Origin of the sequence: Pseudomonas sp. PSPC3-2 (genome assembly GCF_049897085.1) — a bacterium.
Classification (GTDB): Bacteria; Pseudomonadota; Gammaproteobacteria; order Pseudomonadales; family Pseudomonadaceae; genus Aquipseudomonas; species Aquipseudomonas paraveronii.
In genome coordinates this window covers 40254-64675 of record NZ_JAFCVO010000023.1, presented here as the reverse complement: position 1 = coordinate 64675, position 24422 = coordinate 40254, and the positions used below count along the sequence as shown (strand labels likewise).

Sequence of the window (24422 nt, the reverse complement as noted above, 5' to 3'; positions counted from 1 at the left end):
TGACAGCCGGAACATCTGGCACTGACCCACCGCTATCGGGAGCAAGCCCCCTCCCACATTTGTTACTTGATCATTGGGAGATTGAGGCCCTGCTCTTTGGCGCAATCGATCGCGATCTGGTAACCCGCATCGGCGTGACGCATCACCCCGGTGGCCGGGTCGTTGTGCAGCACGCGGGCAATGCGCTCGGCCGCTTCGTCGGTGCCGTCGCAGACAATCACCATCCCGGAGTGCTGCGAGAAGCCCATGCCCACGCCGCCGCCGTGATGCAGCGAAACCCAGGTCGCACCGCTGGCGGTGTTGAGCAAGGCGTTGAGCAGCGGCCAGTCGGACACGGCGTCGGAGCCGTCCTGCATCGATTCGGTTTCGCGGTTGGGGCTGGCCACCGAGCCGGAGTCGAGGTGGTCGCGGCCGATCACCACCGGCGCGGACAGCTCGCCGCTACGCACCATTTCGTTGAACGCCAGGCCCAGCTTGGCGCGCTGGCCCAGGCCGACCCAGCAGATACGCGCCGGCAGGCCCTGGAAGCTGATGCGTTCGCGGGCCATGTCCAGCCAGTTGTGCAGGTGCGCGTCGTCGGGGATCAGCTCTTTGACTTTGGCGTCGGTCTTGTAGATGTCTTGCGGGTCGCCCGACAGCGCGGCCCAACGGAACGGGCCGATGCCACGGCAGAACAGCGGGCGGATGTAAGCCGGTACGAAACCCGGGAAGTCGAACGCGTTTTCCACGCCTTCTTCCTGCGCCATCTGACGGATGTTGTTGCCGTAGTCGAAGGTCGGAATGCCTTGTTTCTGGAAGGCCAGCATCGCTTTGACGTGAACGGCCATCGACTGCTTGGCGGCCTTGATCACGGCAGCCGGTTCGGTCTTGGCACGGGCGCGGTATTCGTCCCAGGTCCAGCCGGCCGGCAGGTAACCGTTGAGGGGGTCGTGGGCGCTGGTCTGGTCGGTGACCATGTCCGGGCGCACGCCGCGCTTGACCAGTTCCGGCAGGATTTCGGCGGCGTTGCCCAGCAGGGCGATGGAGATCGCTTTGCCTTCCTGGGTGTACTTGGCGATGCGCGCCAGCGCGTCGTCGAGGTCGCTGGCTTGTTCGTCGACATAGCGGCTGTTCAGGCGCAAATCGATGCTGACCTGCTGGCATTCAATGTTCAGCGAGCACGCGCCGGCCAGGGTCGCGGCCAACGGTTGCGCGCCGCCCATGCCGCCGAGGCCGGCGGTCAGTACCCAACGGCCTTTGAGGTTGTTGTCGTAATGCTGGCGGCCGGCCTCGACGAAGGTTTCGTAAGTGCCCTGGACAATGCCCTGGCTGCCGATGTAGATCCAGCTGCCGGCGGTCATCTGGCCGTACATGGCCAGGCCCTTGGCGTCCAGTTCGTTGAAGTGTTCCCAACTGGCCCAGTGCGGCACCAGGTTGGAGTTGGCGATCAGTACACGCGGGGCGTTGCTGTGGGTCTTGAACACGCCGACCGGCTTGCCGGACTGCACCAGCAGGGTTTCGTCGTCGTTCAAATGGGTGAGGCTCTCGACGATCTGGTCGTAGCACTCCCAGTTGCGCGCCGCACGACCGATGCCGCCGTACACCACCAGCTCTTTCGGGTTTTCGGCCACTTGCGGGTCAAGGTTGTTCATCAGCATGCGCAGCGGCGCTTCGGTCAGCCAGCTTTTGGCGGTGAGCGTGTTGCCGCGAGCGGCGCGGATTTCGACGTCACGGTATTTTGTAGGCTTAGCGTTAGAAAAATCGGTCACAACCAGAACTCCTCAGCGATCGATGCGCGAACTGGATGCGTGCGAAGTTGACTCTTACGCACACACCTTTACTTGTACATACAAGCATATGCAATCGAGCGGCCAACTTGATGAGTGAGTCGTGGGGATTTTTTTTGCGAACACGTGGGAGCCTTGGAAATTAAGGCTTCGAGGCTTGATGAAATTTCTTGCGAGGGCGGTTTGCAGCGAGGAGGTTTGACAGCAACGCTGCGGGTTTGCGCCACGCTGGGGCGTTCGGTAACAAAGTGGTGCGGGGTGCTGGAAACAGATCGCAAAAACAGTGGGAAACAATGTGGGAGGGGGCTTGCCCCCGATTGCAGTGGGTCAGCTACAGATAAGCTGACTGGTCCACCGCTATCGGGGGCAAGTCGAATCGTCGCACCGCCCCTCCCACATTTTTTAACCGAGTCGAGTCAGTTCGATCAGGCAGCAGCGGCCCGTGACCGAGATATCCAGCAAGCCGGTATTACCGTCCACCTGCAGGCAGTCATGATGGCCCAACACCTGGCCGAGCACCTTCACTTCATCGGCCACGCTGAACACCAGCACAGTCTGCGCCGTGCTGAAAAACCGCTGCACCCCATCGATCCACTGCAACCGCGCCTGGAAACGCTGGGGCGAATAGATCAGGTTGAAATCGCGGATCGGCCCGCTGATCAGACGGCACGACACCTGGCTGTCACCCTTGAACGCGAACGGTTGCAGCGGCAACAACCCACGCTGTTCCTCGCCGTCCACGGTCAGGACCATGCCCGCGCCGTTGATCACCGTGATCACGCGCTGGTAACCGGCGAAGGTGGAAAACCCGCCCGACTCGCCAATATCGGCAATCGACAGGCGCCAGCCAAAGCCCTCCAGGCCGTGGCCGGCATCGCGGCTGATTTCTTCGGTGCTGCCGCCACCGTTTTTCCATGGCATGCGCACATAATTCGCGGCGCGCCAGACGGTCACGGCACTCATTTACTGAAACGTCCTTCCAGGCTATGACGCGAACCTGGGTGGATCAGGCGCGCGGCGGTCACCGGCTGGCGACCGGACCAGGTGCGTCGACGAATCAACAGGCACGGCTCGCTCGGTTCGATCTGCAGCAACTTGCACTCGGCCGCATCGGCGAGGATCGCTTCGACCACGTGCTCGCCCTCGGTCAACGGTGCGACCTGGTTCAAATAGGCGTAGGGCGTTTGCTGAGTGAAATCCTGCTGCAGGTATTCCGGCGCGACCAGGGCGTTGACGAAACGGTCTTCGATTTGCACGGGAATATCGTTTTCAAAGTGAACGATCAGCGAGTGGAATACCCGCCCGCCTTCGCGCATTTCCAGGGCAACGGCGCGCTCGGAACCGGCCGCCTCTTCGCCCAGGGTGATGACCTGGCAGGTGTGCCGATGACCACGGGAGGCGATCTCATCGGCAATGTTGTGGACTTCAAACAGCGCCGACTGGCTCTTGGGCTCGGCGACAAACGTGCCGACGCCTTGCATGCGCACCAGCAAACCTTCGGCGGTGAGTTCGCGCAGGGCGCGGTTGATGGTCATGCGGCTGAAACCCAGCTGGCTGACCAGTTCACTCTCCGACGGCACGCGGTAATGCGGCGGCCAGTTGCCGCTGAGGATCTGCTGGCTGATCATCTGTTTAACGCGGGCATACAAGGGCGCCGGACTTTCGTCCAGGTGGGCAGCCAGTGAAGACTTGGCGGGCGGAGTCGGCACGGGGAATCCTTGCAGGGGAAAAAGATGCATAGATTGCCGGAGTTTACCGAGCAGGCAAACGTCTGTATATGTATATACAAATAAACACACGACCGGAGCGCCCTGAACATGTCCGCTTTCTTTGCCGAACGCGCACTGCTGCCTGATGGATGGGCCAACGATGTACGTCTTGAAGTCGGCGCTGATGGCCTGCTGACCCACGTTGCGGCCAATGCCAGTGCAGATGGCGCCGAACGGCTCAGGGGCCCGGTGTTGGCGGGCATGCCGAACCTGCACTCCCACGCGTTCCAGCGCGCCATGGCGGGCTTGGCCGAAGTGGCCGGCAACCCGAATGACAGCTTCTGGACCTGGCGCGAGCTGATGTACCGCATGGTCGGCAAGATCAGTCCGGAGCAACTGCAGATCATTGCGCGCCAGTTGTATATCGAGATGCTCAAGGCCGGTTACACCTCGGTGGCGGAGTTTCATTACGTCCACCATGACGTCAGCGGCCAGCCCTATGCCGACCGCACGGAACTGTCGCGGCAGATCAGCCAGGCGGCCGCCAGCAGCGGGATCGGCCTGACACTACTGCCGGTGCTCTACACCCACGCAGGGTTTGGTGGCCAGGCACCCAATGAAGGCCAGCGACGGTTTATCAACAGCAGCGAACATTACCTGGACCTGCAGGCGCGCCTGAAACCGATCCTCGCCGCACAACCGGCGCAGCAGTTGGGCTTGTGTTTCCACTCCCTGCGCGCCGTCACGCCGCAACAGATCAACGAAGTACTGGCCGCCAGCGACAAGGCCTGCCCGGTGCATATCCACATCGCCGAGCAACAGAAAGAAGTCGACGACTGCCTGGCCTGGAGCGGCAAACGCCCGCTGCAATGGTTGTACGACAATGTCGACGTCGATGAACGCTGGTGCCTGGTACACGCCACCCATGCCGATCCCGCGGAAGTGACGCGCATGGCCAGCAGCCGTGCAATTGCCGGTTTGTGCCTGACCACCGAAGCCAACCTGGGCGACGGGATTTTTCCGGCGGTGGATTTCCTCGCCCAGGGTGGGCGCATGGGCATTGGTTCCGACAGCCATGTGTCACTGAGCGTGGTGGAAGAACTGCGCTGGCTGGAATACGGCCAACGCCTGCGCGATCAGCGGCGCAATCGCCTGTATCGCCACGATCAGCCGATGGTCGGCCGCACGCTGTTCGATGCCGCGCTGGACGGCGGCGCCCAGGCGCTGGGCCAGCCGATTGGTCGGCTGGCAGTGGGCAAGCGCGCCGATTGGCTGGTGCTGGACGGTAACGATCCGTACCTGGCGACGGCGACGGCGGACGGGATTCTCAATCGCTGGCTGTTCGCCGGCGGCGATCGGCAGGTGCGCGATGTGATGGTCAACGGCCAGTGGGTGGTGCGCGACGGGCGGCATGCCGGTGAAGAAGAGAGCCGCCGAGCGTTCACCCAGGTTTTGAGAGAGTTACTCGGTTAAAAATGTGGGAGGGGGCTTGCTCCCGATAGCGATGTATCAGTATCAGATGTGCTGACTGACACACTGCAATCGGGAGCAAGCCCCCTCCCACAATTGGATTTGTGCTGATCCAGGATTATTGCGAGGTCTTCGCCATCTGTTTGTCCGACGTGCGCCAGATCAAACGTGTGGTGTCATAACCCTGCTGCCGCGCCCTGCTCAGCAGGTCTTCGCGGGTGTCGGCGCTGACCGTCGGCGTGCGCGACAAGATCCACATATAGCGCCGGCTCGGGCTGCCGACGAGGGCGGTCTTGTAGTCATCGCTGACGTACAGCACCCAGTAGTCGCCCTTGGCGACGCCCGGCAACAGCGCGGTAAACCAGTTATTGAATTCCACCCAGAGCTTGTCGGTCTTGCCCGGCACTTGCGGCGTGGCCGTGCCCTTGGCTTCTTCCCACTTCCATTCTGTCGTCAGGCAGCGGTTGAACACCGACATATCGCCATCTGGCAGCAGTGTGTAGCGGGCCTCGGACTGCGCGCAGTTGCGCTGGAAGTACATCGGTAATCGCGCCAATTCGTACCAGGTGCCCTGGTAACGCTTGAGGTTGACGTTACTCGCGGTCTTGGGTTGCAGATCATCGCCAGAATGGCTGGCGCAGCCCGCCAAAAACAGGCTGGCGTAAAGAAACAAAACAAAACGCATCATTCTTCTTCTCCCGCAGGCTTTCGCCCCGGTTTACTTCAGGCCTTGCCCGGAAAACATCAGAACCTTGTCACCGGCATATTGAACGCTGATAAAGCTGTTTTTATCGCCCCAGGTGCAGCTGGACATGCCCAGCGCGCCGGAACAATCGGTCGGCTTACCCAGCAACGACTCCACTTCGGTCTTGGCCATGCCAGCCGACAGCTTCGCGTAATTTTCCTGATTGACCTTGCTGCAAGCGGCCAACAGCACGCAAAAAGCCAGCAAAGCGAGACGGCGTAACGACATGGAATAACTCCTGGAGGGACAAAGCAGGTTGGGGATCTGCCAGAAGCTTAGAAGGGAAAACAGGTGTCTGGTTCCCGACGAACGAAAACAAAAAAGCCCCGAAAACGCTGAAACGTTTCGGGGCTTCTTATCGTTCAAGACTTCACGTCTTAAACCAGGCGAGAGCGCTGGCTCCCTTCCACCGTTACTGCTTGTGGTAGCCGGTCACACGCTCAACTTCTTCCTTCGAACCCAGGAACACCGCCACTCGCTGGTGCAGGCCTTCGGGCTGGATGTCGAGGATACGCTGGTGGCCGTCGGTGGACACACCGCCCGCCTGTTCAACCAGGAACGACATCGGGTTGGCTTCGTACATCAGGCGCAGTTTGCCCGGTTTGGACGGCTCGCGGCTGTCACGGGGGTACATGAACACGCCACCCCGGGTCAGGATGCGGTGTACGTCACCAACCATCGCCGCGACCCAGCGCATGTTGAAGTTTTTCTTCAACGGGCCGTCTTCGCCTTCCATCAACTCGTTGACGTAGCGCTTGACCGGTTCTTCCCAGTGGCGCTGGTTGGACATGTTGATCGCAAATTCCTGGGTAGCCGCAGGAATCACGATGTCTTCGTGAGTCAGGACGAAACTGCCCATTTCGCGGTCCAGGGTGAAGCCTTTGACGCCGTCGCCCAGGGTCAGGACCAGCATGGTCTGCGGGCCGTAGATCGCATAACCGGCGGCAACCTGCTGGGTGCCCGGTTGCAGGAAGGCCTTTTCGTTCAGGGCTTCGTTCTGGCTCAGGTGTTCGTTCGGGCAACGCAGTACCGAGAAGATGGTGCCGACCGGGGCGTTGATGTCGATGTTGGACGAACCGTCCAGTGGGTCGAACACCAGCAGGTAGGCGCCTTTCGGGTATTTGCCCGGGATCTGGTAGGCATTGTCCATTTCTTCGGACGCCATGCCGGCCAGGTGACCGCCCCATTCGTTGGCTTCGAGCAGGATCTCGTTGGAGATCACGTCGAGTTTCTTCTGCACTTCGCCTTGGACGTTTTCAGTGCCCATGCTGCCCAGGACACCACCCAACGCGCCTTTGGACACGGCATGGCTGATTTCCTTGCAAGCACGCGCCACCACTTCGATAAGGAAGCGCAGATCGGCAGGCGTGTTGTTGCTGCGGGTCTGCTCGATCAAATAGCGACTCAGGGTAACGCGGGACATGGAAGGCTCCGATGTATGGGGGGGGCTAAAAACCCGCGCAGTTTAACGCGAGTTGGGGCGTATTTCCTCCTATCAGAGGATTTAAACCCAATAGAGTTCATGGACTTTATTTAACGCGCCGCCGCTGGCTTGCGCAGCAAACTGTAGGCCATGGCCCCCAGCGCCGCCACGCCGAGCAGCAATACGGCCCAGAGCCCGAGTTTTTTCCAGTTCGGTTCGGTGTCGACAGCAGCTACGAGCGCAGGCGACGTGACCGCGATTTCCCCGGCCACCTTCGCCTGCCCCAAGGTGTTAAGACGCTCGGTGCTGTAGTCAGGGATCAGGGTCGACAGCGGCAGGTTCGCCGCCTTGGCCGACGCGTTCCCCAGCGCCAGGGTGAACGGCGGCTCACCTCGCGCCAGGAACACCAACTGCGTGGCGCGCACGGCAACCCGCAGGGTCGGCGCGGCAGCGCCCAGGCCACCGCCGCGCTCATCCACCTGCAACTTGAGTTCGGCGACCGCCTGGCCCGGCAACTGCAATTGATCCTGCACCACGTCCTGGCCGTTCTGGGTCAGGCGGTACAGCAAACCGTTGCTCAGCGGCTGCCAGGCTTGCTTGCTGTCACGCCGCCCCGACAGGGTCACGGGCGCCAGCGTATTGGGTTGTGTCAATTCGACGCGCAGGCGCTCGACATTCAGCCCCGCCGGTAACTGCCAGGTGTATTCCCCCGCCTGCAGCCGCGTGCCGGAAAGCGGCTGCGACCACACCCATGGCGTCGGCTGGCTACTGCGGGTGGCACTGGCCAATTTGGCCGAGGTCAACAGCGGCGCTGCCTGACCCTGCCACAACAGGCGCAGGTAACGCGCCGGTTGCCCCGGCAGGCTGACGTCATGCTGCTCGACGCGCTCGTCGGCAAACGACAAGCGCGCCACTTGCCCGTCGCCCCAGGGCGTCCAGTGCTGCAAGTCATCGCTGGCTTCAATGCTGAACCGCTGGAAGCCTTCTTGCTCGTGACTCCAGTCCAGGCTCAGTTGCTGCAACGGGGCCTTGATCGCACTGGCGTCGAGCACCCAGCCGCGCAGCACCTGCTGGCCGGCCGCGGAGGCTGTGGAGGGGCGCACTTCCAGCAAGGTGCCTTCGGCGCTGGACTTCATCACCACCGCCGGCAAGGTTTCGCGGGTGTCGGCAGCGTACAGCGGGAACCACTTCACATCGGCAACGTTACGGTTTTCGGTGTGTTGCGCGGATTGGCGCGACAGCGCATAGGCCTGGGGCTCGCCGGCGGCATTGAACACGCGCAGATCGCTGAGGTCGGTCTGGCGGGCGCTCAGTTGCACGGCCAACGGCAATTCGAGGCGATACCACGGGCCATTGCCGCTGACGCTCAGCGGTACCTGGGTGGTGAAGTCGGCGGGTGTTTCCTGGGCCCACACCGACAACGTCGCACACACGCCCACTACCGCCACGCTCAACTTACCGATCAAGAGGATGCTCCTTCAGTTTCCAACACAGGTTCGGCACGCTTGGGCGGCAGCGGTGCGAAATAACCCACCACCAGCAACAACCCGCCTACGCCAATGAACGACACGATCCGCGCCAAGCCGCCACGATTGCTCAGCTCGACAAAAAACAGCTTGGCCACCACCACGGCAATCAGTGCCGCGCCGATCAGCCACACTTCGCGACGATGGCGCAGGTGACCGCCGATCATCAGGCCGAGGGCGATCAGGGTCCAGACGATCGACAAGCCGGCTTGCACCAGCATCGACTCCAGCAACGCGTCCAACTGGAACGGCACGCCGCCCCAATGGTGGGCTGTGCGCATCACCAGCGCGGTGAAGAACGCAAACAGCGAAACCCCCGCCACACCCTGCGCGATCCATTGCGCACGTGGCCCGCGCTGCGGCGCCACACTGCGCGACCACAGATACACACCGAGCAGGGCAAACAGCAGGCCCAGGTCCAGCGGGTTAATCAGTGGTACATAGGGCAAAGGCTCGGCCGTACCGTCGCTGAAACTATTGGCCAGCCAGAACCAGCCGAGCATCAGCAGCGCCAACGGCAGCGCCGCCAGCACTCGATACTCGTTGGGATAGGCCGACACCGGCCACGGCCAACTGCGTGGCGCAGCCGCCAGCACCAGGTAGAGACTCGGCAGAAGCGCCCAGCCCAGCCAGCGCCAGGCGTTGTATTCGCTCGACAGCAACAACAGGCCGTAGCGCAGCTCCAGCGCCAGGACGCCGATCAACATCCAGCTCCCCAACACGTGGGCAACGCTCAATACGTTGGCCGGCGCCACCGCCGCCAAGCGCCGCAACGAGATGAAATGCACCGCGAACACCGCCAGCCAGGCCAGCCAGCCGAACTGCGCCGCCGGGTGATAGTAGCTATGCGCGGATACCAACAACACCGCAGCCGCAGCCGGCATCAGCAAGGTGCAGAGCATACCCAGCGAGGCCCAGCGCAGACGCGCCGCGAACAGCGTCCAGATCGCCACGCTCACCGCTGCGATACCCAGCAGGAAGGCGCCCTGCAGCTCTTGCGGGATGAACCGCAGCACTTCGCCGATCAGCGCCAGCGCCCACCAGGCCGCGCCCCACACCAACAACAAGTCGGACAGGCGTTGCAGCTTCAGCACGGCAAACACCGGCGCATGGGGTTCGCGCTGCAAGCGCCAGGCGCCGACCAGGGCGGCCAGGCCCAGCACCATCGGCGTCCAGAAACCGCTGTGCCCCAACGGACGCAAACCTTCATGGGTCAAGGGCCCGAGCAGTTCCGGCACCGCCAACAGGAACGAAGCGCCGCCGAGCAGTTGCAGCAGCAAACCGAAGACGAAACTGACGCGCTGTTGCAGGTACAGGCTCAACCAGATGACCAGCAAACCACTCGCCGCCCACACCCCGCTGGCGCTGTCCCAGGGCAGCACAAACAGCACGGCCAGGTTGATCAACACCAGGCCGGCCAGCAGCACCACCGACAACCCGCGCAACAGCCGCACATCGCTGCGCACCATGTCGTCGCGGGCCGCCAGCAGCATGCCGCCGATCAACGCCAGCCCGATCAGCGACGCCGTCAGCAAACCGCCCCAACCTGCGCTGAATACCGCCGCCCCTTCACCGCCTTGCAGGCGCAGCAGGAACAGCGCGCCGCCCAGCAGTTGCACGGCGAACGCGGTGAACAGGAAGGTCCGCGAGCCAATGCGCAAGCCGACAGACAGCGTCACCAGGCCAGCAAGCGCCCAACTGATGGCGGTGCCTTGGGTCAGCAACAGCAGCGGTGCGAGCAGGTACACGCAGGTCAGCCCGAGGCTGGCCAATACCGGCAGGCCCTTGCGCTCCCACGCCGCCGCCTGTTCTGTGGATGCTTTGCGCAACTGCGCGAAGCTGAACAACAACGCAGCGCCCAGCAACAGCGCACCCAATGGCGCGCCGTCCAACAATGTGTGTGTGCCGACGCGCAGTTCGCTGAGGAACGCCAGCGCCGAGCCCAGTTGCAACAACAGGCCAAACGCCCGCGCCAATGGCCGTTGCTGGCGCAAACCGAGCCAGAAGATCCCGGCGCCTTCCACGGCCCAGGCCGCTGCGGTCCAGCGCGCATCGAGGCCCAGGGGAATCGCCAGGCTGGCGAAGATCACGCCCAGGGCCAGGCAGGTTTCCGCCAGCAGCAAGGCGCGCCCGCCACTGAGTAAGCGGGCCAGGCCCATATAAATAATGCCCAGGCCAAGGGCACTGAACGCAGCGGCAAACTCCAGGTGCTGTACCAGTGCGAACTGCAAGCCGAAGCCCACCAGCGGCGGGCCGAACAGCAGGCTGCCGTCGACATAATCGCCCTTGGCTGCCGACCAGCGCAGCAGCGCGCCCCGGCTGTCGTCCTCGGGCGCGTCGTTCATCTCCAGCAATTTGCGCCGGGTGAACAGCAGGCCGATCGCCAGGTACATCAGGAAAAACAGGATCAGGAACGGCTCGGTGCTCCACAGCAGCTGCGGCGCATACGAGCGCAGGCCCCAGGCGAAGCCGATGCCGAAGGTGCCGACAAAGCCGATCAGGTTGAGCAGGCGCCAGGCCTTGAACCAGGCGATGGCGAGGATGCCCGCATTGAGCAGGGCGAAGTAGCTGAACAGCGCCACATGGTTACCGGCGCCGGTGGAGGTCAGGATCGGCGCGGCAAAACCGCCCAGCGCCGCTGCGCAGGCGAGGCCCAACGCATCCTGGGTAATCGCCAGGATCGCCGAAAACAGCGTGACCGCCACCAGCAGGCCCAACGCCGCACTCGGGTCGATCAACGGGTGCAGGCGCATCGCGGCAAACACCGTCAGGTACAGCACCGCAATGCCAGTGCCTTGTAGCATCAAGCCGTAATTGCTGTTGCGCAGCCGCAACCACCAGCCCAGGCCCAGCAGGCCCACGGCGGCGGCGGCAACCCCGGCATAACGCAGTTCGATCGGCACCACCATGCCTTCAGTGGCATAGCGCAGCAAAAAGGCCAAGCCGAGGAACAACAGCACCACGCCGACGCGCAGAACGGTATTGCCACCGAACAGCCAATTGCGTGCGCCGCTGATGGCGCGCTCGATCAGGTTGGGGCCTCGGGGGATTAGTGGTTCATGCGCATGCGGTTTCTCGGCAGGTGTCCAGACATCCGCCGGCAATGCCTGGCTTGGCTCGGCAACGATGGCGACGGGCGTTGGCGCCAGTTCAACGGGCAACTCCCAGACAAGTTCGGGTGCCTCGGCTGGCAGGGCAGATTCGGCAACGGGGGATTCGACCAACACACTGTGTGCGAGCGGCGCAGGTTCTGGTGCGGGTTTTTCCAACTGCGCCAGGCGTTGCTCCAGCGCGGTGAGCGCTTTCTGCGCGGTCTCCAACTGACGGCCTTGTTCATCCGTGCGCGAAGCCAGCATCGACAGGCGAATCGCCTGGCCAATGCCCAACCCCAGCAGCGCGCCGATGCCCGCGTCGCTGAACGACTCATCGAGTGTCCAGCCAAGCGCCAGCCCAATCAGCATGAAAATCCATTGCATGGTCGATATTCCCTAAGCAAACCGGGGCCTAGTATATCGACGCGAGACCAATGTGGGAGGGGGGCTTGCCCCCGATAGCGGTGTGCCAGTCGACATATCTGCAAACTGACAGTCCGCTATCGGGGGCAAGCCCCCTCCCACACTTGTACTGCGGGGCTTAGTCGAGCGCTTTCCAGATTTCGGTGGCGTACTCGCGGATGGTGCGGTCCGAAGAGAACCAGCCCATTCGCGCGGTATTGAGCACCGCCGAACGCCACCATTCCTTGGAGTCATGCCAATGCGCGTCGACCCGGGCCTGGGCATCCCAGTAGGAATCGAAGTCGGCACACACCAGGAAGCGGTCGTAGTCGATCAGCCCATCGATCAAGCCCACATAACGGCCCGGATCATCCGGCGAGAACACCCCGCCGCGAATCGCTTGCAACACATCGCTCAAACGATGGGACGCGGCGATTTCCGGCCCGGCGTTGAATTCACCGGCATGCTTGCGGGCTTCCACCTGCTGGGCGCTGAGGCCGAAGATGAACATGTGCTCGGCGCCCACGCGCTCGTGCATCTCCACGTTGGCGCCGTCCATGGTGCCGATGGTGAGCGCGCCGTTAAGGCCGAACTTCATGTTGCTGGTGCCCGACGCTTCATAGCCGGCGGTGGAGATCTGCTCCGACAAGTCCGCCGCCGGAATGATGCTTTCCGCCAGGCTGACGTTGTAGTTGGGCAGGAACACCACCTTGAGCAAGCCGCGCACGGTGGGGTCGTTGTTGACGGTGCGAGCGATGTCGTTGGTCAGCTTGATGATCAGCTTGGCCTGGTGATAACTCGCCGCCGCCTTGCCGGCGAAGATCTTCACCCGTGGCACCCAGTCGGTCTCAGGCTCGGCACGGATCGCCTGGTACAGCGCCACGGTGTGCAGCAGGTTGAGCAACTGGCGCTTGTATTCGTGGATGCGCTTGACCTGCACGTCGAACATCGCCGCCGGGTTGACCGCAATGCCCAGGCGCTCGTGGATGATCTCGGCCAGTGCGCGCTTGCTGTGCAGGCGCTGCTCGGCGAAGGCCTTGCGGAAGGCCTGCTTCTCGGCAAAGGTTTCCAGTTCGACCAGACGGGTTTCCATGTTGTCGAGAATATCCGGGCCCAACGCATCCACCAGCATCGACGTGAGCTGGGGGTTGGCCTGGTACAGCCAGCGGCGGAAGGTGATGCCGTTGGTTTTGTTGTTGATGCGCTCCGGGTACAGCTTGTGCAGTTCGGAGAACACCGTGCTGCGCATCAGTTGGGTGTGCAGGCCGGATACGCCGTTGACGCTATGGGAGCCGAGGAACGCCAGGTTGCCCATGCGCACGCGGCGGCCGTTGTCTTCTTCGATCAGCGACACGGCGCGCAGCACGTCGAAATCGTGGATGCCCTTGGCGCGCAGCGAGTCGATGTGCTGCGCGTTGATCAGGTAGATGATCTGCATGTGCCGGGGCAGCATGCGTTCCATCAGGCCGACCGGCCAGGTTTCGAGGGCTTCGGGCAGCAGCGTGTGGTTGGTGTACGACAGGGTTTCGACGGTGACATCCCACGCCGCTTCCCAGGGAACGTCGTGCAGGTCCACCAGTTGCCGCATCAACTCGGCGACGGCGATGGACGGGTGGGTGTCGTTGAGCTGAATCGCGGCGTGTTCGCCCAGGCTCAGCACCGAGCCGTGCATGTTCTTGTGGCGGCGCAGCAAGTCTTGGAGCGAGGCCGAGACGAAGAAGTATTCCTGGCGTAGGCGCAGTTCCTGCCCCGCTTCGGTGCTGTCGGCCGGGTAAAGCACTCGGGAGATGCTTTCGGCGCGGGCCACTTCGGCGACGGCGCCCAAGTGATCACCGGCGTTGAAGCGCTCCAGGTGCAGGTCTTCCACGGCGCGCGCGCGCCACAGCCGCAGGGTGTTGACGCTGGCACCGCGCCAGCCCACCACCGGGGTGTCGTAGGCCACGGCCCGCACGGTTTCGCTGGGCGACCACACCTGAATCAGCTTGCCGGCGGCATCCGGCAGGGTTTCGACGCTGCCGCCAAAACCGATCGGGTAAATCACTTCGGCCCGCTCGAACTCCCACGGGTTGCCGAAATCCAGCCAGCGCTCGGTCTGTTCCTGCTGCCAGCCATCGACAATCGCCTGGCGGAACAGCCCGTGCTCATAACGAATGCCATAACCGTGGCCGGCAATGCCCAAGGTCGACATGCTTTCCATAAAGCACGCCGCCAGTCGACCCAGGCCCCCGTTACCGAGCGCCGCATCGGGCTCCAGCAGGCGGATGCGCTCCAGGTCTACCCCGAGGTCCACCAGCGCTTCGCGGGCGATCTCCAGCAGGCCGAGGTTGCTCAGGCTGTCGTAGAGCAAGCGGCCGATGAGAAATTCGAGGGAGAGGTAATACACCCGCTTCTGGCCTTTACGGTAGATACGCCGCGTGTGGTCCATCCAGTGTTCGACCATCTGGTCGCGGGCGGCCAGGGCAATGGCTTCGAACCAGTCGTGGTCGAAGGCATGATCCGGGTCTTTGCCCACCGCGTAGGTGAGTTTGGTCAAGACAGCATCGCGAAATGCGGCTACCTCTGCTTCTCGTGCAAGCGGTTCCTGAGACATCGGTGCGACCTCGGGCGAGATTGAAGGAGTTGCTAGAGACTAGTCGGTCTGACAGACGGCCGACGCTCTGGTTCGGCAGTTTTTTAACTCATTCACCTTGGCATAAATCTGATGCAGGGGTCGTGCCCGATCACCACTCGATCGGCCTTCCAGCTGAAAACCCGAAAATATTGTTCAAAAAACCATCAATCCCGGTATGATCGCGCGCCCGGATACCGCCCCACCTTGGAACCCTGATGAAGCCTCAACTGATCGCCGCCGCGGAACTCGACCGTCTCGAGACCTGGCAGAAATATTCCGCCCACATGTGCGGGGGCTGCGTGTCCAGTTGCTGCACGCTGCCGGTCGAAGTGAAGATCAAAGACTTGATCCGCATTGGCATCGTCGATGAATTCGAGCGTGGCGACCCGCCGAAGAACATCGCCAAGCGCTTGCAGAAGGAAGGCATAGTCGAGCGCTATAACAGCAAATCCGAGATCTTCACCCTGCAGCGCATGAGCAACAACGACTGCCTGTACCTGGATCGTAAGACGCGCTTTTGCACTATTTATGACAAGCGCCCGGATACCTGCCGCAACCACCCGAAAATCGGCCCACGGCCAGGGTATTGCGCGTACAAGCCGAAGGAAGTGGTGCGCGAGACCAATTTCAAGACGCTCGATAAGTTCTGATTCACGTTTTGCAGGGTTCTTAAGGGCCCTATCGGGGGCAAGCCCCCTCCCACATTTTGAAGGCGTTCACAAATCAAACTGTGGGAGGGGGCTTGCCCCCGATGAGGCCCGCATAGTCACCACAAAAATCCCAGACATAAAAAAACGCCCCCGGCCTTTCGACCGGGGGCGTTTTTCATTCAGCCTGAGTTAACTCAGTTCTTGGCTTTCTTGGCAGCGCGGGTACGCTCGCCTTCGTCCAAGATCTTCTTACGCAGGCGGATCGACTTAGGCGTGACTTCGCACAGCTCGTCGTCCTGGATGAATTCCAGGGCCTGTTCCAGGGAGAACCTCACCGGTGGAACCAGAGCGATGGTTTCGTCTTTACCCGAAGCACGCATGTTGTCGAGCTTCTTGCCTTTGGTTGGGTTGACGCCCATGTCGTTGTCACGGCTGTTCAGACCAACGATCTGACCGTTGTAGATCTCTTGACCGTGTTCAACGAACAGCTTGCCACGCGCCTGGAGGGTTTCCAGGGAGTAGGTCAGCGCCTTGCCGGTTTCAACCGAAACCAGAACACCGTTCTGACGGCCGGACATGTCGCCGGACTTCATGGTGTCGTAGCGATCGAAGATCGAGGTCAGGATGCCAGCACCGTTGGTCAGGGTCAGGAACTGGTTACGGAAACCGATCAGACCACGCGCAGGGATGTTGTATTCCAGACGCACACGGCCTTTGCCATCCGGCACCATGTTGGTCAGGTCGCCCTTACGCAGGCCCATCTCTTCCATGACCTTGCCCTGGGATTCTTCAGGGGTGTCGATGGTGACGTTTTCGAACGGTTCCTGCTTCACGCCGTCAACAGTACGGATGATCACTTCAGGACGACCAACGCCCATTTCGAAGCCTTCGCGACGCATGGTTTCGATCAGTACCGAGAGGTGCAGCTCACCACGGCCGGAAACCTTGAACTTGTCAGCCGAGTCGCCTTCTTCAACGCGCAGTGCCACGTTGTACAGCAGCTCTTTGTCCAGACGTTCCTTGATGTTACGGGAAGTCACGAACTTGCCTTCTTTACCGCAGAAAGGCGAGTCGTTTACCTGGAAGGTCATGGAAACGGTTGGCTCGTCAACGGTCAGAGGCTTCATCGCCTCGACAGTGTCCGGCTGGCAAAGGGTGTCGGAGATGAACAGCGAGTCCATGCCGCTGACGCACACGATGTCGCCGGCGAACGCTTCTTCAACGTCGATACGGTGCAGGCCGTGGTGACCCATCAGCTTCAGGATACGACCGTTGCGTTTCTTGCCGTCGGCGCCGATAGCGACAACCGGGGTGTTCGGCTTGACGCTACCACGAGCGATACGGCCAACGCCGATAACACCCAGGAAGCTGTTGTAGTCCAGTGCCGAGATTTGCATCTGGAACGGACCGTCACGGTCAACCTTCGGTGGTGGAACGTGGTCAACGATCGCCTGGTACAGCGGGGTCATGTCTTCCGCCATGGCGGTGTGTTCCAGACCGGCAATACCGTTCAGGGCCGAAGCGTAGATCACCTGGAAGTCCAGTTGTTCTTCGGTAGCACCCAGGTTGTCGAACAGATCGAAGATCTGGTCCAGAACCCAGTCCGGACGCGCGCCTGGACGGTCAACCTTGTTGATGCACACGATCGGACGCAGGCCGGCTTCGAAAGCCTTCTTGGTCACGAAACGGGTTTGCGGCATAGGGCCGTCTTGAGCGTCAACCAGCAGCAGAACGGAGTCAACCATCGACATTACGCGTTCTACTTCGCCGCCGAAGTCGGCGTGGCCCGGGGTGTCCACGATGTTGATGTGGTAGCCGTTCCAGTTGATAGCGGTGTTTTTAGCCAGGATGGTAATACCGCGCTCTTTCTCCTGGTCGTTGGAGTCCATCACGCGCTCGTCGTTGAGCTCGTTGCGCTCCAGGGTGCCGGATTGACGCAAGAGTTTGTCTACCAGGGTGGTTTTACCATGGTCAACGTGAGCAATGATGGCGATGTTACGTAGATTTTCGATCACTTGTGTATCTCGATCAGAGGATTCGGTGTGCTGACAGGTCGTGGCAGCGATTAACAGTAGAGTCAGGCCTTGCCGTTACGGCTTGACGGCAGAGTCGGGGGGCCGGTGACGCAGGCCACAGGCGTACAGCCCCGGGCTCTTAGCTCGGTCGATAAACGCGCACATTGGCATGCCCCTCACTGAGCAAATGGTGGGCATGCAGGCGACTCATCACGCCTTTGTCGCAATACAGCAGGTACTGACGGCTGTTATCCAGTTCCTTGAAACGCGCGTTCAATGCATAGAACGGCAGCGTTTGTACGTCGATGCCAGCGATGCCCAGCGGCTCATCTTCAGCGGCATCCGGGTGACGGATGTCGATGACGATCTGGCCCGCCAGGGCTTCGCTGACTTCTTCGATCTGCACATCCTGGCCCAACTCGTCGATGACACGATCGATCGGGACCAGTTTGGCGTTCTCGAGCGCACGCTCCAGAATCGCCATGTCAAACTGTTGTTCTTCATACTCCACGCGGTTGCGCTTGGCGTGGGTCTTGGGGTTCACCGAAATGACCCCGCAATATTCAGGCATGTGCTTGGCAAAGTCGGCGGTGCCGATTTGTTCTGCCAGGTCGATGATGTCCTGCTTGTGGCTGGCGATCAGCGGGCGCAGCACCAGCTTCTCGGTAACGCAGTCGATCAGCGACAGGTTCGGCAGCGTTTGGCTGGCCACCTGGGAAATCGCTTCGCCGGTCACCAGCGCGTCGATCTGCAGTTGATCGGCAATTCGGGACGCCGCGCGCAACATCATACGCTTCAATACTACGCCCATATGACTGTTATCGACTTTACCGAGAATTTCGCCCAGCACTTCCTCGAACGGCACGCTGACAAACAGCACGCGTTGGGAGCTGCCGTACTTCTTCCAGATATAGTGCGCGACTTCCATCACGCCCAATTCGTGTGCACGCCCGCCCAGGTTAAAGAAGCAGAAGTGGCTCATCAGGCCGCGGCGCATGATCTGGTAGGCCGCCACCGTGGAATCGAAACCGCCGGACATCAATACCAGAGTCTGTTCCAGGGCGCCCAGCGGGTAGCCGCCGATGCTATTGTGCTGGTTGTGGATCACAAACAACCGTTGGTCGCGAATTTCCATGCGCACTTCAATTTGCGGCGCTTTGAGGGAAATTCCGGCGGCGCCGCACTCGCGACGCAGCTTGCTGCCGACGTATTTTTCCACATCCATGGAGCTGAACGGATGCTTGCCGGCACGCTTGCAACGCACCGAAAAAATCTTGCCTTCCAGCTCACTGCCGAAGTGTTGTTTGCACTTTTCGGTAATGTCGTCGAAGTCGCCCAGCGGGTACTCGTCCACCTGCAGGAAATGCGCGATACCCGGCATGCAGCTCAGGCGCTCGGTCATATCCTTCAAGGCCTTGGCGTCGGTGACACGGGTTTCCAGCTCGAGATTGTCCCACACACCGTTCACCACCACCGCCGGGTCCAGATCGCGGAGCACGGTACGGATGTTCTTGGCCAACTGACGGATGAAACGCATCCGTACCGGTCGGCTTTTGATGGTGATCTCGGGGAAGACTTTAACGATTAATTTCATGGAAACAGCGCGCGCCGGGCCTGCCGAAAAAGGGGGGCGCGGATTATAGCGGAAATCGCTCAAGGTTTAACCAGTTAATATGCATCACCGACGCAACGCACCAAAACGGGTCGTTTCTGCGAGGCGTCGCTACATTGAGGTGCGTTATTTATTCCAATTCAGCAGTTTGCACCTTTATAGGGGCCATTTTGACGCAAAAAAGCCATGTTGGCGCACTGGCATGCAATTTGCTCTCTTGTGAGGCAGGTTGCCATGGCGGACTATCCGCGCCGGCATCACCCACATTCTAAGGGCTAACTCCACTACCCAGCCCGAAGCCACCCCGGAGGACACCATGTCGAAGTCGGTTCAACTCATCAAAGATCATGACGTTAAATGGATTGATCTGCGCTTCACGGACACAAAAGGCACTCAGCACCACGTGACCATGCCGGCTCGCGACGCGCTGGATGACGCGTTCTTCGAAGAAGGCAAAATGTTCGACGGTTCCTCCATTGCCGGCTGGAAAGGCATCGAAGCCTCCGACATGATCCTGATGCCGGACGACAGCACTGCCGTGCTGGACCCGTTCACCGAAGAGCCAACCCTGATCATCGTCTGCGACGTGATCGAGCCGTCGACCATGCAAGGCTATGACCGCGACCCACGTGCGATCGCCAAGCGTGCCGAGGAATACCTGAAGTCGACCGGTATCGGCGACACCGTATTCGTAGGCCCGGAACCAGAATTCTTCATCTTCGACCAAGTGAAGTTCAAGTCCGACATCTCCGGTTCCATGTTCAAGATCTACTCCGAACAAGGTTCGTGGATGTCCGACCAGGACGTTGAAGGCGGCAACCATGGCCACCGTCCAGGCATCAAAGGCGGTTACTTCCCGGTTCCACCATTCGACCACGACCACGAAATCCGTACCTCCATGTGCAACGCCATGGAAGACATGGGCCTGGTCATCGAAGTACACCACCACGAAGTGGCCACTGCCGGCCAGAACGAAATCGGTGTGAAGTTCAACACCCTGGTGGCCAAGGCTGACGAAGTTCAGACCCTGAAGTACTGCGTACACAACACTGCCGTTGCCTACGGCCGTACCGCGACCTTCATGCCTAAGCCACTGTACGGCGATAACGGTTCGGGTATGCACGTTCACCTGTCCATCGCCAAAGATGGCAAGAACACCTTCGCTGGCGAAGGTTATGCCGGCCTGTCCGACACTGCCCTGTACTTCATCGGCGGTATCATCAAGCACGGTAAGGCCCTGAACGGCTTCACCAACCCATCGACCAACTCCTACAAGCGTCTGGTCCCAGGTTTCGAAGCACCGGTAATGCTGGCCTACTCGGCCCGTAACCGCTCCGCCTCGATCCGTATTCCTTACGTGTCCAGCCCTCGCGCTCGCCGTATCGAAGCTCGCTTCCCGGACCCGGCAGCCAACCCATACCTGGCCTTCGCTGCGCTTGTAATGGCCGGCCTGGACGGTATCCAGAACAAGATCCACCCTGGCGACGCCGCCGACAAAAACTTGTACGACCTGCCGCCTGAAGAGGCCAAAGAGATCCCACAAGTGTGCGGCAGCCTGAAAGAAGCCCTGGAAGAGCTGGACAAAGGCCGTGCGTTCCTGACCAAAGGCGGCGTGTTCAGCGACGACTTCATCGATGCCTACATCGAGCTGAAAAGCGCAGAAGAAATCAAGGTGCGTACCTTCGTGCACCCACTGGAATACGAGCTGTACTACAGCTGCTGATCCGGTAGCGTCGCTTAACGTGGCGTGATCGAAAAAGACCTCCTTCGGGAGGTCTTTTTTTGCCCGCGGATTACACAGCTCCGCACCTGCAAACCCAATCAAAAAGGTGGGAGGGAGCTTGCTCTCGATAGCAGTGGATCAGTTGATACAGGTGCTGACGGACACTCTGCTATCGGGGGCAAGCCCCCTCCCACAAGGAGATCAGCATTGAAACGTAGACTTGTGTTCGCTCTGTTATTGGTCAGTGCCAGTGCGAGCGCTGCGCCGCCCAGCCTCGAACCTTTACTCAACAGCGTCGCCGAACGCCTGGCAATCGCCGACCAGGTCGCCCTGAGCAAGTGGGACAGCCACAAGCCCGTGGAAGACAAGAAACGCGAGCAAGAGGTAATCGCCAGCGTCGTCGCCCTGGCACCGAGCTACAAGCTCGACCCTGCCGCTGCCGGGCAATTTTTCTCGGCGCAGATCGAAGCGAACAAACTGGTGCAGTACGCCCACCTGTCCGACTGGCAGTTCCAGGGTAAGGCACCCGACGATCCACGCCCGGATCTGGTCAAGCAGATTCGCCCGCAACTGGACCAACTGCAAAAGCGCCTACTACAGCAGTTGGCCGACTTCACCCCCCAGCGCAGTGACCCGCAGTGCCCGCAATGGTTGGTCGAGACGGTGCATGAGCGGCGCAATGAGCCGCTGCGCCAGCTGGCGATGATTCGCGCTACCGCCGAACTGTGCCGCCACCCAGATTAAGGCAGCGTACCCAAGCGGAAAGGGGCCTGGGCCCGATAGCCGTGTGTCAGCTACCTCATGGGTAACTCGGCCATCGCCATCGGGAGCAAGCCCCCTCCCACGTTGGTATTGCGTGCAATCGGAGGTTCACGCGGCATATTTCTGAACAAACGTCACAAAACCGCACTACATTGGTGCAAAGCATTGCACCCTTCCCACCGGCCCAGCCCATTTTGGTTCGAAACTACCCGACAAAGCTGGCAGAACGCCACAGTTTCGAGCCTTAAACCCCTATTTCACGGCTTCAACGCTTCTTTTCGGAGCCTTGGTTTGGTTTTTGCATTTTCCTTGTATCAGCGTGTGCCTCAAGCCCGCGCCTTGCTCCAAAAGAGGTCCTGATGACCATCAGCGATGCACTGCACCGTTTGTTACTCGACAACCTGACCACCGCGACCATCCTGCTCAATGACGATCTGCGCCTTGAGTACATGAACCCGGCGGCAGAGATGCTCCTGGCCATCAGCGGCCAGCGCAGCCATGGGCAGTTCATCAGCGAATTGTTCACCGAGTCGGCCGAAGCCTTGAGCTCGTTGCGCCAGGCGGTGGAGCAGGCACACCCGTTCACCAAGCGCGAAGCGATGCTCACCGCCCTGACCGGCCAGACCCTGACCGTCGACTACGCCGTGACCCCGATCCTGAGCAACGGCAGCACCCTGCTGCTGCTCGAAGTCCACCCGCGTGACCGCCTGCTGCGCATCACCAAGGAAGAAGCGCAGCTGTCCAAGCAGGAGACCAGCAAGATGCTGGTGCGCGGCCTGGCCCACGAGATCAAGAACCCGTTGGGCGGGATTCGCGGCGCGGCGCAGTTGCTGGCGCGCGAGCTGCCGGACGAGCACCTCAAGGACTACACCAACGTCATCATCGAAGAGGCCGACCGCCTGCGCAACCTGGTGGACCGCATGCTCGGCTCCAACAAGCTGCCGGCGCTGGCGATGACCAACGTGCACGAGGTGCTGGAGCGTGTCTGTCATCTGGTCGAGGCCGAAAGCCAGGGTTGCATCACCTTGGTGCGCGACTATGACCCAAGCATTCCCGACGTGTTGATCGACCGCGAGCAGATGATCCAGGCGGTACTCAATATCGTGCGCAACGCCATGCAGGCCATCAGCAGCCAGAACGAGCTGCGCCTGGGCCGCATCAGCCTGCGCACCCGCGCCTTGCGCCAGTTCACCATCGGCCACGTGCGCCATCGCCTGGTAACCAAGGTCGAAATTACCGACAACGGCCCGGGCATTCCTGCGGAACTGCAGGAAACCATTTTCTTTCCCATGGTCAGCGGCCGCCCGGACGGTACCGGGCTGGGCCTGGCCATTACCCAGAACATCATCAGCCAGCACCAGGGTCTGATCGAATGTGAGAGCCATCCTGGCCACACCACGTTCTCGATCTTTCTGCCTCTGGAACAAGGAGCCCCATCGACATGAGCCGTAGTGAAACTGTCTGGATCGTCGATGACGACCGTTCTATCCGCTGGGTCCTCGAGAAAGCCCTGCAACAGGAAGGCATGACCACCCAGAGCTTCGACAGCGCTGACGGGGTGATGAGCCGCCTGGCGCGCCAGCAGCCCGACGTGATCATCTCCGACATCCGCATGCCCGGTGCCAGCGGCCTGGACCTGCTGGCACGGATTCGCGAGCAGCACCCGCGCCTGCCGGTGATCATCATGACCGCGCACTCGGACCTGGACAGCGCTGTGGCGTCCTATCAGGGCGGTGCCTTTGAATACCTGCCCAAGCCGTTCGACGTGGACGAAGCGGTGGCGCTGGTCAAGCGCGCCAACCAGCACGCCCAGGAACAGCAGAACCAGGAAGCCCCGCCCGCCCTGACCCGCACCCCGGAAATCATCGGTGAAGCGCCGGCGATGCAGGAAGTGTTTCGCGCCATCGGGCGCTTGAGCCACTCCAACATCACCGTGCTGATCAACGGCGAGTCGGGCACCGGTAAAGAACTCGTGGCCCACGCCCTGCACCGCCACAGCCCACGGGCGGCGTCGCCGTTTATCGCGCTGAACATGGCGGCGATTCCCAAGGACTTGATGGAATCCGAGCTGTTCGGCCACGAGAAAGGTGCCTTCACCGGCGCGGCCAACCTGCGACGCGGGCGCTTTGAACAAGCGGACGGCGGCACACTGTTTCTCGATGAAATCGGCGACATGCCGGCCGATACCCAGACCCGCTTGCTGCGCGTACTGGCGGACGGCGAGTTCTACCGTGTGGGCGGGCATACGCCGGTCAAGGTCGACGTGCGCATCATCGCCGCGACTCACCAGAACCTGGAAACCCTGGTGCATGCGGGCAAGTTCCGTGAGGACTTGTTCCACCGCCTCAACGTGATCCGCATCCATATCCCGCGCATGTCGGACCGTCGCGAAGACATCCCGACCCTCGCGCGCCACTTCCTCAGCCGCGCTGCCCAGGAGCTGGCCGTCGAGCCGAAGCTGCTGAAAAGCGAGACCGAGGAATACCTGAAGAACCTGCCGTGGCCCGGCAACGTGCGCCAACTGGAGAACACCTGCCGCTGGATCACGGTGATGGCGTCCGGGCGCGAAGTGCATATCGGCGACCTGCCACCGGAATTGCTCAGCCTGCCGCAGGATTCGGCGCCCGTGACCAACTGGGAACAGGCGCTACGCCAATGGGCCGACCAGGCCCTGGCACGCGGCCAGTCGAACCTGCTGGACAGCGCCGTGCCGGCCTTCGAGCGGATCATGATCGAAACCGCCCTCAAGCATACCGCCGGTCGCCGCCGCGATGCGGCCGTGCTGCTGGGTTGGGGCCGCAACACCCTGACGCGCAAGATCAAGGAGCTGGGGATGAAGGTGGATGGCGGGGATGATGACGAAGGTGATGAGGGCTGAATCTCAGGTCCACTGAAGATCCAATGTGGGAGGGGGCT

The 24422-nt window shown here is 61.4% G+C and carries 17 protein-coding genes; 6 read left to right on the top strand and 11 right to left on the bottom strand.

Annotation, left to right across the window (positions count from 1 at the left end):
* Positions 1-62: 62 nt before the first annotated feature.
* The 3 genes from hutU to hutC form a co-directional block, all read right to left on the bottom strand.
* Positions 63-1748, bottom strand: coding sequence for a urocanate hydratase (gene hutU / locus ACP7CJ_RS26485; protein ID WP_426102709.1), 1686 nt, complete (start codon positions 1746-1748; stop codon positions 63-65).
* A gap of 420 nt (positions 1749-2168) precedes the next feature.
* Entirely contained in the window at positions 2169-2729 is a 561-nt protein-coding gene (locus tag ACP7CJ_RS26480) for a HutD/Ves family protein (protein ID WP_426102707.1), read from the bottom strand.
* Positions 2726-3505, bottom strand: coding sequence for a histidine utilization repressor (hutC, locus tag ACP7CJ_RS26475; protein WP_247400535.1), 780 nt, complete (start codon positions 3503-3505; stop codon positions 2726-2728). Before hutC ends, ACP7CJ_RS26480 begins: the two co-directional genes overlap by 4 nt.
* Positions 3506-3583: 78 nt before the next feature.
* Here hutC and ACP7CJ_RS26470 point away from each other — a divergent pair, with 78 nt between their 5' ends.
* Positions 3584-4948 (top strand): formimidoylglutamate deiminase, encoded by a 1365-nt coding sequence (locus ACP7CJ_RS26470; RefSeq protein ID WP_426102705.1) that lies wholly within the window; start codon positions 3584-3586, stop codon positions 4946-4948.
* A 115-nt stretch (positions 4949-5063) separates the two neighbouring features.
* Here the strand turns inward: ACP7CJ_RS26470 and ACP7CJ_RS26465 are convergent, their stop codons facing one another.
* The 6 genes from ACP7CJ_RS26465 to ACP7CJ_RS26440 all read right to left on the bottom strand — a co-directional run bounded on the left by ACP7CJ_RS26465 (position 5064) and on the right by ACP7CJ_RS26440 (position 14723).
* A complete protein-coding gene (locus ACP7CJ_RS26465) occupies positions 5064-5633 on the bottom strand; it encodes a lipocalin family protein (protein ID WP_426102703.1) in 570 nt (189 codons plus the stop codon).
* Positions 5634-5663: 30 nt separating this feature from the next.
* Positions 5664-5918, bottom strand: coding sequence for an outer membrane protein assembly factor BamE (locus ACP7CJ_RS26460; RefSeq protein WP_247400529.1), 255 nt, complete (start codon positions 5916-5918; stop codon positions 5664-5666).
* A gap of 184 nt (positions 5919-6102) precedes the next feature.
* Positions 6103-7113 carry a class 1 fructose-bisphosphatase gene (locus ACP7CJ_RS26455; RefSeq protein ID WP_276195885.1) on the bottom strand — a complete coding sequence of 337 codons (1011 nt, stop codon included), beginning with the start codon at positions 7111-7113 and terminating at the stop codon, positions 6103-6105.
* Positions 7114-7223: 110 nt separating this feature from the next.
* Entirely contained in the window at positions 7224-8576 is a 1353-nt protein-coding gene (locus ACP7CJ_RS26450; RefSeq protein WP_276197884.1) for a DUF3999 domain-containing protein, read from the bottom strand.
* Complete coding sequence (locus ACP7CJ_RS26445) at positions 8576-12115, bottom strand: DUF2339 domain-containing protein (RefSeq protein ID WP_426102701.1); 3540 nt, start codon at positions 12113-12115, stop codon at positions 8576-8578. The genes ACP7CJ_RS26450 and ACP7CJ_RS26445 overlap by 1 nt, the downstream gene beginning before the upstream one ends.
* Positions 12116-12272: 157 nt before the next feature.
* Complete coding sequence (locus ACP7CJ_RS26440) at positions 12273-14723, bottom strand: glycogen/starch/alpha-glucan phosphorylase (RefSeq protein ID WP_276195882.1); 2451 nt, start codon at positions 14721-14723, stop codon at positions 12273-12275.
* Between the two features lie 236 nt (positions 14724-14959).
* Between ACP7CJ_RS26440 and ACP7CJ_RS26435 the strand changes: the two genes are divergently transcribed.
* Positions 14960-15394, top strand: a complete 435-nt coding sequence (locus tag ACP7CJ_RS26435) for a YkgJ family cysteine cluster protein (RefSeq protein WP_017849920.1) — start codon at positions 14960-14962, stop codon at positions 15392-15394.
* Between the two features lie 194 nt (positions 15395-15588).
* Here ACP7CJ_RS26435 and typA read toward each other — a convergent pair whose 3' ends face one another.
* The gene (gene typA / locus ACP7CJ_RS26430) at positions 15589-17409 is read right to left on the bottom strand and encodes a translational GTPase TypA (RefSeq protein ID WP_247397328.1); all 1821 of its coding nucleotides are present in this window, start codon (positions 17407-17409) and stop codon (positions 15589-15591) included.
* A 139-nt stretch (positions 17410-17548) separates the two neighbouring features.
* Complete coding sequence (gene thiI / locus ACP7CJ_RS26425) at positions 17549-19003, bottom strand: tRNA uracil 4-sulfurtransferase ThiI (protein ID WP_276195881.1); 1455 nt, start codon at positions 19001-19003, stop codon at positions 17549-17551.
* Between the two features lie 334 nt (positions 19004-19337).
* Between thiI and glnA the strand changes: the two genes are divergently transcribed.
* From glnA to ntrC, 4 genes are all read left to right on the top strand, one after another.
* Positions 19338-20744, top strand: coding sequence for a type I glutamate--ammonia ligase (glnA, locus tag ACP7CJ_RS26420; protein ID WP_003171128.1), 1407 nt, complete (start codon positions 19338-19340; stop codon positions 20742-20744).
* Positions 20745-20951: 207 nt separating this feature from the next.
* Entirely contained in the window at positions 20952-21488 is a 537-nt protein-coding gene (locus ACP7CJ_RS26415) for a chorismate mutase (protein ID WP_426102699.1), read from the top strand.
* Positions 21489-21865: 377 nt separating this feature from the next.
* Complete coding sequence (gene glnL / locus ACP7CJ_RS26410; RefSeq protein ID WP_247397324.1) at positions 21866-22951, top strand: nitrogen regulation protein NR(II); 1086 nt, start codon at positions 21866-21868, stop codon at positions 22949-22951.
* Positions 22948-24384, top strand: a complete 1437-nt coding sequence (gene ntrC, locus ACP7CJ_RS26405) for a nitrogen regulation protein NR(I) (protein WP_247397323.1) — start codon at positions 22948-22950, stop codon at positions 24382-24384. Before glnL ends, ntrC begins: the two co-directional genes overlap by 4 nt.
* Positions 24385-24422: the final 38 nt, after the last annotated feature.